Source organism: Variovorax sp. GW821-FHT10D07, from assembly GCF_059415325.1.
Genome location: NZ_JBWKMZ010000005.1, coordinates 109077 through 121998, shown reverse-complemented (window position 1 = coordinate 121998; position 12922 = coordinate 109077). Strand labels below are relative to the sequence as shown.

Below are 12922 nucleotides of genomic sequence, written 5' to 3'. Positions count from 1 at the left end.
GCGATGGCGCTCAGCGCGCGGGTGCCGGGCAACCGGGGACGGGCCTGGACGCCACCGGTTGAGGCGCGTCGGGGTCTGTCGCGTCCATCACCGCGAGGCGGCAGGACATGCCTTTGCCCCAGATGAACTCCACCGCGTAGGCGCGGTCCGCCTGAGGCGTGAAGCGCACGACCTCCGGTCCGCAACTGCCGTGCTGAAAGGCGATGTTCGCGCCGCCCGTGCTCCATTTACCGATGCCGCGAACCTGGATCGGCTGCCCCGGCGTCGCCTCGTGAACCAGGAAGGGCTCGGCTCCCGAGCCCACGCGCGTGGCCCGCGCGATCCACGGATAGACGACGCCGTGGCCCGCACTTGCCGCGGCGCCCAGGTGCTGGAAGCCCTCGCAAGGCGCCTCGGCGGTGCTGACTGCGTACTGGGCCGCGGCCGATGCGGCAGCGACGCCGGGTGTGCGCAAGACAAGCTTCGCGCTGCCGGGCTCGACGCTTTTCAGTTCGTAGTAGCCGTTGTTGGTGCGGACGTCTTCCAGCGCGGCTTCTGGGTTGATTTGCGAATAGGTACAGCCACCGACCGCCATCGAAGTCAAGCACATTGCCATCGCGGCAAGCCCAACACTCCATTTAGATTTTTTCATTCTGCTCCCTGTAAAAATCGAAACCTGATCCCTGGCCCGCACGCGGGCGAGAACGGTTTTCTCAAGATATCGCCCCGTTAGGGATTCTTTTCATCCTTGTATCGGTAGAACCTCGACTCGGAACGAAGTGTCGATTCCTCCCAACTGTTCGTCGGGGCCCCATCGATCGAGGTGAGTTAGTCGCAGAACGCTCGCCATTCCACCGACCGGCGAGCGCTGCGGTCTACCCACAGGTCATGGCGCATGCCGCCGCAGTCTGGGCCGAGAAATTCGGCTCGGTCCAGCAGCGACATATCAAGCCATGGATCCGAAGCCAGGCGCTCTACCGTTGCCGACTCGAACAATTCTGGGAGATCCGGACGAACGTAAGGATAGCCCTCCTCCAATTTCTCAACGCCAATGCTGAACAGCGCCTCGCGCCGGTCGTACATCTCGCCCATTTCCTGTTTCGTGAATCATCCCCGCTCTCTCAAACGCCAACTCAACGCCAATCAGGTCAAGCATTTTCAAAAACCACTTGACAATCCTTTAGGGAGACAACTCGCCCATTGGACAGCACAATATCCTCTCCTTCAATTTTCCCCAGCAAAATTCCAAGGATTTCCGCCCTCTCTCGAATAACCCGCCTCCACCCCGAAACATCTCCGCGATATCCAATTGCATGAAATATCGACATGTCAGGAAAAACAATACGAACCCCTTGAGTGCTTGCACCTCCACTCTTAGCGCCGGCATTGCCATCGAATTTAGTCAATTCATCAAATTGATGATGCACCGAGTCATTTCCGCTATCCTGAAAATAAATAAACTCTTTGCCCACAACATCAACTTGACCGGGAATATTCCCCTCTCTTCCAATTGGACCGCCAAGAATCTTTTCCATTTCTGTCGCCATATATATCCTTTTAAGATTATCTAGTCGGAGTAATCACAAAACGAAAATTAGAGATGCCAGCATCATTAAACCGACCGGTATAATACCGCGCCAAATCTATGCTATTGGTATGATAAACAACGCCACCATCAAAGGCAGCCGTATATTTCGCAGCTTGGTCAATCATTTTTTGCTGCTCTACCAAGGCCCACGACTGACCACCTTCCGGACTGTTGGGGTTTCTAAGAGAACTCGCCCAATCGTCCACAAACTTCGCCTCCACCGCTATATCTCTTCCAGCAACTGTGGTGACGGTGTCCGCAATTCCATTAACTTGCTGCCCGTTGACGATGGCGGTAAATTTTCGCTGTTGAAATGATGTCGGCCCGTACATTCCACGAACGCCCACTTCATAACTTTGGGCAGCATCGATTGCGCGAACACCCGTTACGTTAACTGGCGCCGTAGTAACAGGGCTACTCGGACCACTCCCCGACGACCCACCGCCTGCCCCCGTAGCCCCAGTTCCTCCAGAGGTATGTGACGACGAATACGTCAAGTTGTCTGGAACATATTGCCCAGAGCGAACGGGCACTCCTGGTACCAAGCAAAGCATTACCCCACACGGCACAGCGATTGGCGGCGTCACAACCGCCGTCCCACCGGTACCCGGACTCGAGCCGTCTTGGAGATCGGGCGGCAGGTCAGGATTGGGGCCGGATTGGGCTTGAAGTGCCAGCCCGATTTCCTTCTCGGCCATTGCCACCAGGTTCTTGGCGCCACGATAGGCACTCAGCGAATCCTTGCTGACCGCATTCCGAACCCTTCCTCCGATATCCCCCACCTGGTCCCATTGGGTGTATGTAAACAGGCCGGTTCTTTGCAGTTCCTCTTTCTCGGCGGTGTAGGTGGCTCCGCGCAGTTGCGACTGCAGCGTCTGGGTGCCTTCGGGGTCGTTGGGGTCGAGATCGGCCGCGCAGCGGATGAGGGCACAGGCGGCGTCATCCAGCCTGGCCTGTTCCTCCTTTGAGCGGCCCTTCTTGAGTTCCGCCAGCTTTCGGATTTCGCTCTCTCGCAGTTGCCGGTTGTTGATATCGATGCTCAAACCACTGGCGGCTCCGGATGCTCCCCCGACCGTTGCCCCGACGGCAGCGGCAGTCACGGCACTCAGGGCTTGTTTGACCGGAGAGGACAGCCCCAATTCGTCGATCGCCGGCCCCAGGCTTCCCATCAATGTCGAGCTCAGACCGGCGCCGAGCGTACCGCCGACGCCCCCGCTCAGCGCTGCAGCAGCTGCGTGCAGGGAAGCCCGCAAGGGCCCTCCCTCCTTCCAGTTGTCGTAGTTCTGCTGCTCCGTCAGGATGGTCCGGCTTGCCGCTTCAAACTGAGCCTGAGCCTGGGCCCGTTCAGTGGGGCTGGTGTCCGGATCGTTCAGTACTTTGCCGGCCGACTCGGCTACCCCCTTGGCGACCAGATACTTGGTCGTCTGGCGGCTTGCATAGACCCCGATCTCGCGCGCGACGTTGGTGTTGTAAGCCTGCGCGATCTGGGCTCGCGCCTGCGCATCCTTGAGAATCGTCTGCGTGTTCCAGTCCTTCACGAGCGTGCCCGTGCTGTTGTGATCGCCGGTGCGTACGCCCTGATCGCCCGCAATGCCGGAGATGCCCGACTTCGTCGTGCTGGTCTGATTTTTCCCGATATAACTGCTCACGCCCGCACCACCGGAGGGGCGCCTCAATGCGTTGATGTCCTCTTCGCTCATACCACGTTCGCGCAAGACCTGCCGATGGGATTGCTCGTCCCCCGCGAAGAAGCCCACTCCCCCACTGACCGAGTAGCTGCTGCCGCTGGACCGGCTTAGGTTCTGCAGGTCGCGCGTGGTTAGCGTGCCGCCGGTATCGAAACTGTTCTTCTTATCGTCAACAGCGGCCTGCGTGCTCTCGATCACGGCGCCCATGAGATTCGTGTCGCCCTTCACCTTCACGTCGAAGCCGCCATCCCCGGCCTTGATACCCGCCTGCACACTCGGACTGACGAAGACGCCGTCGGCCTTGGCCCCGGCTGCACCGCCACCCACCGTGGAAACCCCGCCGCAGAACGGCGGGATACACAGGTTCAGGCTCAAGCCCGAGCTGCCCTGGCGGGACCGACCCACGCTCACGTCCTGCAAGGACTCGATGTTCAGGTTGCGCCCCACATCGGCCACGATGCGGTTGGCCTCGATGATGCCGCCGCGCATGTTCAGGTCGCCGCCGCTGATGGCGTTGACAGCCTTGCCGCTGACGTTGGTGGCGTTGTAGCTGACATCGTTCTGGTTGTTCCCGCCCTTGCCGCTGTTCACACCCAATTGGATGCTGAATCCGTTTTGCGCACCGCCACCCAAGGTCACGCCGACGTTGGCGCCGCGGCTGGAATTCTGGCCAGCCGTCACGACCGTGTTCTGGCTCGCCCTAAGCGAGATGTCGTTGTCGGCCACGAGATTGACGGTATTGCCCCCAGTGATCGTGGAGCCAACAGCGCTGATGTTGGAGTTCTTGCCGTCGCCCGTGGCGACGACGTTGACGTTGTTTGCTCCCACGATGCCCGAGCCTACGGCTTGGGTGCTATTGGTGAAACTCGTGCTTTGGCTGCTGTTGCGGCTGACGTTCACGCTCACGCCATAGCTCAGCTTCGACCCGTTGGCCACGGTACTAAGCGCGTCATAGGTCTGCTTGCCGCTCATGGCCAGATTGATGGCGCCTAACGCCTTCGTCCGCCCGTCGCTTGTTTCGCCAATGGCCCTGATAGTGCTGGATGCGCCCTTGATGGTGTCGGTACCCATCCCCATGAAGTTCGCACTGCCGCCCACGATGGTGCTGGAACTCCTGTCCAGCGTGACGGACTGCGTGGTGTCGTACGCCTCGTTGATGACGACGTTCTTCGCGAGGATGTTGACGTCGCCGCCCGCCAGCGCACCGGCTTGCCCGGCGGCCAACACGCTGCTCGCGGTTTGCCGGTATTCATTGCCGGCCACCAGCGTCACGTTGCCTTGCAGGCTGGCCACCTGGCTGGCTTGCTGCGTCGTGCCCGTGGTCGCGTTGGCCTGCGAGCCCTTGACGTTGCCGATGGCCGGGTTGTACCACTGGCCGATCATCCCGGAACTGCTGCTGGCGTCGTAGCGGTTCTCCACACGGGTGCCTTGCGCACTCTCGATGCGCAGATCGCGCCCGGCCATCAGGGTGACGTCCTTGTCCGCGACGATCGTGGCGCCCTTCAGGCCGATGTCGCGTCCGCTCACGGCCTGCAGGCTGCCTGCCGAGATTTGGGTGCCGACGGTCTGGGTATCGACGCTGGCGCCGGCGCTGTTGCTGGACTTCTTGTTGCCGGCAATGGCCACGGCTGTCGGATCGCCGGCGAAGGTCGCGGCAGCGAGTGCCTGCCCGAAAACGGTGCCACTGCTGCGGCTTTGCGCCGCATGCAGTTCCACGGTGCTGCGACTTGCCGTGCTCAGGTTGATGTCCCGCCCCGCCGACAGGCTGGTGGCATCTTCGGAGCGAAGCTGCGCGGCCTGCAGGTTGACGTCGTTACCAGCCACCAACACCACGCTCTTTCCGCTCAGGCTGCTGGAAAGCACTTCGGTGGTGGTGGTGCTGTCGAAGGTGCTGGAGCTGCTCTTCCTGAACAGGCTCTTCGAAGACCTCTGCGTGGCGGTCGACACGCTGCTCGTCGCCTGGCCCGCCGAGACGTCTATGTCGTTGGTGGCGGTGGCCACCAGAGCACCGTCGGTGCTGGCCACCGCGCCCGCGCGAATACGAAGGTCGTTGTCGGCGGCGAGCCGCACATTGCCCTGCCCCTGCACGACTGAACCCACCTCCCGGCTCTCGGACGCGATGCCCGCGCCGTTGCGGCCCACGATCGCGATGCCATGGCCTTCGGTCACGGTGCTCAGGTCGATGTTGCGCCGGGCGTCCACGGACACATCGCCGGCGCTGACCAGGGCCGCCGCGACGAGGTTCGCGTCGCGGCCTGCGGAGGCGACGAGCGTACCGCCTGGGTTGGTCACATAGACGCCGGCCACGCGGTCGATGGCCGTGTTGCCAGCGGCTGTCGACGTCGTCGTCCGGATGTCGATGTCGCGCCCGGCCGTGAGCACCGCGGCGTCCCGCGCGGTGATGCTGCCGCCGATGTTGCTCAGGTCGTTGCGGGCGTTGATGCCGATGGCGCCGCCGTCGATCCGCCCACCCAGGTTGCCGACGTTTCCAGCGTCGATCCTGACCAGGCTGCGACCGGCGATGGTGCCGGTGTTCACCAGGTCGTCCTGGCCCTCGATGACGGTGGTGTCGGCGCTCAGCAGCGCCCCCGAACCATCGATGTCCCCGGGCCGCACCCGCACATAGACCTGCGGCACCAGTACGCGCTGGGTGCTGCCGTCGGGCAGCGTCACGGTCTGTTCGACCAGCCAGACGATGTCGCTGGTCAGTTGCGCCATCTGCGCCGCGCTCAGCGCGACACCAGGCCGCAACCCGTACTGCCTGGCGAAGGTCGCACCGGCATTCATCAGCGCGGTGTACTGGTCGTCGTCGTTGCTGAAGCCCTCCAGGTAGCGATAGCCCGTGAGCTCGGCCACCTGTTCGCGAATGAGCTTCTGCTCGTAGAAACCGTCGCCCAGGCGCTTGAGCGTGTTGTTCGGATCGAGGCCCAGGTTGTTCAGCAGGTAGTCGCTGCTGAGCCAGTTGCGGTAGTTCGCGAAGCGCGGGTCGGTCTCGATCAGGTAGCCGCCGCTCGTGCGCAGGCTGAACAGGCTGGCGTTGGGAATGCCCGTGCTCGGCGCGCTGGTGCGCACGACCATCGGAATGGTCCGGCTTGCGCCGGCCTGGGCGGAGGACGCTGTGCCCTGTGCCGATCCATTCGCGGCAACGGTCGTGGTGCCCACGCCGGCCTCCGTCGGCGCGGTGCCTCCAGGTCCGCTCGAGCCCGCCGAACTGCCCACGCTCCGACCATCGGTCTTGATCACCTCGCCCACGCTGGCGGCCACCTCGACGATGGCGCCAGGGCCGCTGCCACCGCTCACACCGCCCGTGCCGGCCGCGCCGCCCGTGGCGCCACCGACCGGTGCTGTCCCGGCGTCGTAGCCCGTGGTCGCGTTCAGGTTCGACTGGTACTTGTAGCCACCCAGCGAGATCGTCTGCGGTGGTATGACGATCGGTATGGGGACCGGCGTCTGCAACTGCCCTGTGTTGTCGATCACAGTGACCGAGCCGACGACAGAGCGCGTGCCCGACAGCTGGGAAGACTGGTAGCTGGTGGCGGTGATCGTTCCGCCGGCCAGCACCTGGCTGTTCTCGTTGTAGAGACGGCCGTCGACGTTCATGTTGCCGCCCGCGACGAGTCGCGCGGGAGCGGCGTCGGCCGCCGTGTCTTCCGTGGTCGTGGTGACGTTCTGCCAGATGCCATAGCCGCCGATGCCCACGAGTTCGCCGGTGTCCTTGCGGAAGACAAGGCCGTTGGCGGCATCGACGTTGACCTCGTCCAGGGTGTAGAGCGTCGTCCTGCCGATGCCGCTGCCCACGGGCGTCGTCGGCGCAATGCCTATGGCGCCGCCGGGCGTCACCGTGGGCGTGCCTTTGCGGATGTGCACATCGCGGTTGTTGACCTGCGCCATCGCGATGCGCATGTTGCCGATGGACTCGATGTCGGCACTGAGGTTGTCGAGCACGGCACCTTGCCCGGTGGCCTTGCGCTCGGCATCGAGCGCTCCACCGATGGACATGTTGCCCTGGCTGAAGATCAGTGCATGCTCGCGGTTGCGGATGTTCGCCGCGCCGATGTTCAGGTCGCCACGCGCCGCGATGGTCCCCGCCTTGGTCACGCCTGCGACCGTTTCGGCCGCGTTGTCGAGCGTACCGGCGCCGATGGAGACAGCATCGCCGTAGATGCGTCCGGTGCCGGTGTTGGTCAGCACGCCCGCATCGATCCGGGTCGTTCCCCGGCTGTCGATCAAGCCTCGGTTGGTGAGCGTTCCACTGGCCTGGACGACGGTGTGCTGCCCCGACATCTCCGCATTGGCGGTGTTGTCGATGGTGTTGCCGCCCACCGTGAGGGTCTGGCCCGCCAGCAGCTTGCCGTTGTTCGTGAGATGGCCGGTGGTGGTATAGCTGAGGTCTCCGTTGGCAGCCACCTCGCCGTTGTTGACGATGTCCTGTGTGAGCGCGAGGCGCAGGTCCTTGCCCGAGACGACCTTGCCGTCTCCGCTGAACGCGGCGGCATCGATCTTCAGGCCCTTGTCGGCCACCAGCGTGCCATCGGTGTTGATGAGATTGAGTGTCTTCGCGCCGGGATTCGCTGCATGAGGGTCGACGATGACGAGCGTGTCACCAGCCGAGATCAGGCCATTCCTGTTGCTGACCGTGCCGCTGCTGCCAATGGTGACGTCGACGTCGGCACGGATCGCTCCCCCGTCGTTGTCCAGGTTGATGGCATCGACAACGACGTTCCTGCCCTCGATGCCCTGATCCTGGCCCTGCGTGGTGGTGTTGATGACGGTGCCGGCTCTCAGCGTCGTCGTTGCGGCGGAGCGCACGAGGCCGCCCGAGTTCCGGACATCCGCGGCCTCGATTCTGAGATCGCCCACCGCCTGCGTCTTGCCGCCGCTGTTGTCGTAGGTGGCGCCATGGGTGACGACCGCGACGCTGGACTGGCCGAGAACGATGCCGCCCCGCGTGTTGTAAAAGTCCCCCGTGCTGGCCGCCAGCGCGTTCTTCGCGCCGATGAACCCGGCCGCATTGTCGAGCGCGCCGGTGTCGAGCGTGAGCGTGCTGGCGCTGACGATGCCACCCTGCTTGCTGCCATGGCCCGCGGCGTTGGTATTGCTCAGGCTTCGGCCATTCGTGTCGAGGGTCATCGCACCGCCGCTTTGCACCAGGCCGGCATCGTTGAGGAGCGTGCCGGAGCGAATGACCACCGTGGCGGTCGCGGCCATGGTGCCGTTCGCGCTGTTATCGAGCGTGTTGTCGTGCGTGTCGACGGACAAGGTCTTTCCGAAGACCTTGCCGCCCCGATTGACGAAGCCGTCAGTGCTCAGCGTGGTGCCGCCACCCGCCTGCAACATGCCGCCGACGTTGAGCGTCGGCCCGGTGGTCATCACGCTCAGGTTGCCGTTGACGGCCGCAGCCGTCCCCGCGCTGTTGTCCAGGCTGTCGGCCGTGAGCGTTGTGTTGCCATTGGCCGCGAGCGTGCCGCCGACGTTGGTGGCCACGCCCGACACAGTGGCATCGAGGTTGCCGATGGCCGTCAGGCTGCCCGCGTCGTTCGCGAGGCTGCCGGCCCGGACGGCAACGTCGCCGCCAGCGCCGATCGAGCCCTTGTCGCCGTTGTCGAGCAGGCCGCTCACGTTCACGGCGAGGCCGGCAGCCTGTGCCGCACGAATCGAGCCGCCCCGGTTGGACAGGCTGCCGGCCACGATGGTCGTGTCTCCATTGCTGGCGATGACGCCCGCATTGCCGTTGTCGAACGTACCGGCCACGGCGATATGCGTGGCATCGGTGCCGGTCTGGAGGATCTGGCCGCCGCGATTGTCCAGCGAGCCGGCGTCGATCGTGATCCGCTTGGCGCTGGTCGTGCCGCCGCCTTGGTCGAAGGCTCCCGACATTTCGACCGTCAGCGCGTTGTTCGTCGTGATCCGCCCGTTTTCGCCATCAAAGCTGCCGCCCGCGATGCCCAGCGCGCCGCTGCCTGCATGCTCGATGGCGCCCGCCTTGTTCGTGATCGCGCCGGCGCGCAGGCTGAGGTCGCGTCCGTTGCTGGCAAGGCGCCCGCCATCGTTGTTCAGCGTGCCACCCATGGCGATGGTGGTCGCCTCTAAGCCGGTCTGCACGATCTCGCCACCGTTGGTGTTGGCAAGGTTCGAAACATCGATCAGCAATCGGCCGGCATTGAGCAGGCCCGCATCGTTCACGAGCGCTTGCCCGGCGTTGCCGTTGGCGCGGATCGCCAGCGTGCCCGCGGTGAGTACCTTGGCCCTGCTGGTGGTGACGTCGCCTTGCGTTGCAACGAGCGCGATGCTCGCGGCACTGGCCTGGCTGTTCGAGAGGTCGACGCTCGCCCCTTGCAAGGTGGCGTTGCCGGCCGCGAGATGGGTTCCCGTTGCCACGAGCGCCCCGCTAACGCTCACCACGAGGCCTCCCGCCGCACCGAGCTTGCCGTCGCTCTGGATGCCGGCGCCGACCACCCCCGAGCTGCCGCCTTGCACGCTGCCAGCCGCGATGGTGGTGTTGTGTCCCGCGGTGATGTTGCCATCGTTGGCCAACAGCCCCGCCACCGCGACGGCGAGATTGTTGCCAGCGCGCAGGCTGCCTGCATTGGACAGGCTGCCCGCCTCGATGCGCAGGTCGGTCGCGCCCCCCGCGAAGCCCGAGCCATTGGCCAACGCACCGCTCACGTTCAAGCGGGTCGAGGCCTGCGTCGACTGGATGGCACCCTTGTCGTTGGCCAGCGAGCCCCCATCGAGTACGAGTTCCCGATCGGCGACCAACGTGCCCGAGGCGTTGTTCACCGCGCCCTGGACACTGGCCGTCAAGGAGTCCAGCGCGGACACCTTGCCGCCCGTGTTGTCCAGGCTTGCGGCGTTCAGCGTGACACGCCCGTTCGCGGCCATCGTGCCGCCGCGGTTGCTGATCTCGCCGCTCGTGGCGCTCGATACATCGCCAGCGACCGCGATGCGTCCGTTCTCGTTGTCGACACCGCCCGCTCGAAGCGCGGCGTTGCCGCCCGCGCTCATTTCGCCCTGGCGGTTGTTCACGAGGCCCGCCACCGCGACCACCAGGTCCGACGCCTGAGCCGCCCGCAGGATGCCGCTCCTGTTGCTCAGGCTCGCCGCGACGAGATCGAAGCCACCGTTGCTCGCCAACGTCCCGCCGCTGTTGTCGATGGCGCCGGAAGCCACGATCCGGGTGACTCCGTTGCCGGTCTGCACAATCTCGCCCTTGTTCGTATTGGCGATGTTCGAGACCCCGATCCGCAACCGGGCAGCACCGAGCTTGCCGGCGTCGTTGACGAGGGTTTGCGCGGCATTGCCGTTGGCGCCGATCGCCAGCGTGCCGGGAGTGGTCACCGCGGCGTTGGTAGTGACGACATTGCCCTGCGTGGCCGTGATCGTGATGTCGGCTGCATGGGTCTGGCTGCCGGAGAGATCGACGCTCGCCCCCTGGAGCACTGCATCGCCGGCCGCCAGGCTGGTGCCGTTGGCGACCAGCGCACCGGCGGCGGTCACGCGCAGATCGCCGGCTCCGCCGAGCTTGCCGTCTTCGCGGATGCCGGCGCCGAGCACAGCGGTGCCACTGCTCCGCACGCTGCCAGCCGCGATGGTGGCGTGCCGTCTCGCGGTCACGCTGCCATCGTTGGTCATCGCGCCGACGACCACGATATCGGCATCGTTGCCGCCGCGCAGGCTCCCTCCGTTGGTCAGCGAGCCCGAGCGGATGCCGAGGTCGCTGGCTGCCTGAATGCTGCCACCACCGCCGTTGTCCAGCACGTGAGTCACGCCGAGCCGCACGCCGGCCTGGGCGGACTGGATGCGGCCCTGCGTGTTGTCCAGCGAACCGGCATCGAGCGTCAGCGCCTCGTTGGAAGTCAGGATGCCACTGCTGTTGTTTATGGCACCCGCCACGGTCGCACCCAAGGCCCCTGCCGCGGAGATGCTTCCGCGCAGGTTGTCTGCCTTGCCACCGACCGTGAGGCTGGCATGCGTGGCGCTCGCCAATACGCCGTCGTTGTTGAGCAGGTCGTTGCTGGTCGCAATGTTCAACGCGCCTGCGTTCAGCTTGCCGCCCGTGTTGTCGAACCGACCGACGTTGGCGCTGAAGCTGTCGCTGACATGGAGTGTGCCGCCCGCGTTGCTGAAATCCGGGCCGATAACCGCCATGCTGGCCACCGAAAGCGCGCCACCCGCATTGCTGATCCGTGGGGTCTGCAACGCAATCGGTCCGCCAGCGTAGATCTTCCCGCCGTCGTTCAGGATGGCGCCCGTGGCCGTGAGGGCACCGGGCGAGGTGGGTATGAAGGGCGCTGGTGCTGGTGCTGACACGGGTGCAGCCGCAGCGCCACCGGAGTCGGAGCCATTGGCCGGCGCACCCGGTTCGGAGGTGCCGCCTGTGGTGCCGCCCGCGCCGCCATCCGCGCCGCCAGTCGTCGAGGCCGGCAACCGTTCGACACCGATCACGCCCCCGTTCGTGTTGGACAGCGTCGGCGAAGCGATCACAAGCCCTATGCCGCTGGTTTGCCGAATCGTCCCACCGCGGTTGTCGATATCGCCTGCCCCGGCGATTTCCACGCGCGTGCCTTCGAGCGTGCCGGTGTTCTCGAGCCGGCCCGTTGTCGTGACGACCAGTTGGCCGACGCTCGCACCGATGTTGCCGGCATTGCGCACGCCCAGGCCGGCCTCCGTGCCCTTCAGGAAGATGTGATGGGCGAACATCCCGCCGAGCCGGGAGACGTCCAGAGCAAAAGCGGGTGTCGCGCCCGCTCCAGTCGCCGGCGCGATCTGCGCATGATCGGCACCGATCTGGTTGGTGCCCGTCACCACCTTGAGCTCGCTGGCCCAGATGCCGGCGTTGACCTGCACGGCGCGCGCGAGAATGGCCGCATAGTCGGTTCTTCTTGCATCGAGGCCCGCGCCATCGATGCTCACGGTGCCGCCACGCACGACGAAGCTGTCGAGCCCACCGATCGCGTTGAACTGTGGCGTCCCTGTCGTCAACGTCGCCTTCGATGCGTTGATGAAGCCGCCGCCATCGACACTGATGCCCGCCGGGTTGGCGATGATGATCTCGGCGCGCTGGCCCGCGACTTCCAGATAGCCGCGAAGCAGGCTCGGATTGCCGCCGTTCACTTCGTTGACGATGATGCGCGCGGGCCCCGTGGCCAGGTTGGGATTTCCCTGCACGAAGCCGCCGAGCTGGGTCTGCACGTTCCCCCGGCTGTTGTTGAGGATGGCGCCGTTGGCACCGACGTTGAAGGCGTTGTAGACGTTGCGCGAGACGCCGGCGACGCTCGGAGTTCGTATGTTGACGAGCGGAACGCCATTGGGTGCGACCAGCACGGTGGGGCGCAGATTGCCGGGAACGTTGGGCGCTCCGACGATCTGGGACTGCGCCGATAGCGTCGCCAACATGCCGGCCAGCGCGATAGCGGCCAGCCTGGCGCCCCAGGTGCTCGCGCCCTCCGGTGCGCCGCAGGCCATGGTCGATGTGGCCTTGCTGGAGCCCTTGCCGGTGCTCCTGGCCGTCTCCTGCGTCACCATCCGCATGCCCCTGACGGCATTGAAGATGACGCGATGCAACTGGCGATTCATCTCTTGTGTCCTTCCCTGAATCAAACCCCCAGCGCTCTTTTGTCGGCGCATTCATCGGGGGTGCCGATTATCAGGATCGGAGCATTCTGGT

At 65.0% G+C, this 12922-nt stretch carries 4 protein-coding genes; all 4 read right to left on the bottom strand.

Annotation, left to right across the window (positions count from 1 at the left end; all coding sequences use genetic code 11):
- Positions 1-10 precede the first annotated feature (10 nt).
- The 4 genes from AC07PU_RS17435 to AC07PU_RS17420 all read right to left on the bottom strand — a co-directional run bounded on the left by AC07PU_RS17435 (position 11) and on the right by AC07PU_RS17420 (position 12831).
- Positions 11-631 carry a hypothetical protein gene (locus tag AC07PU_RS17435; protein WP_495319085.1) on the bottom strand — a complete coding sequence of 207 codons (621 nt, stop codon included), beginning with the start codon at positions 629-631 and terminating at the stop codon, positions 11-13.
- A 176-nt stretch (positions 632-807) separates the two neighbouring features.
- Positions 808-1071 (bottom strand): hypothetical protein, encoded by a 264-nt coding sequence (locus AC07PU_RS17430; RefSeq protein ID WP_490875987.1) that lies wholly within the window; start codon positions 1069-1071, stop codon positions 808-810.
- A 56-nt stretch (positions 1072-1127) separates the two neighbouring features.
- Positions 1128-1526 (bottom strand): hypothetical protein, encoded by a 399-nt coding sequence (locus AC07PU_RS17425; protein WP_490875988.1) that lies wholly within the window; start codon positions 1524-1526, stop codon positions 1128-1130.
- A 16-nt stretch (positions 1527-1542) separates the two neighbouring features.
- Positions 1543-12831, bottom strand: a complete 11289-nt coding sequence (locus AC07PU_RS17420) for a two-partner secretion domain-containing protein (protein WP_495319083.1) — start codon at positions 12829-12831, stop codon at positions 1543-1545.
- Positions 12832-12922 lie beyond the last annotated feature (91 nt).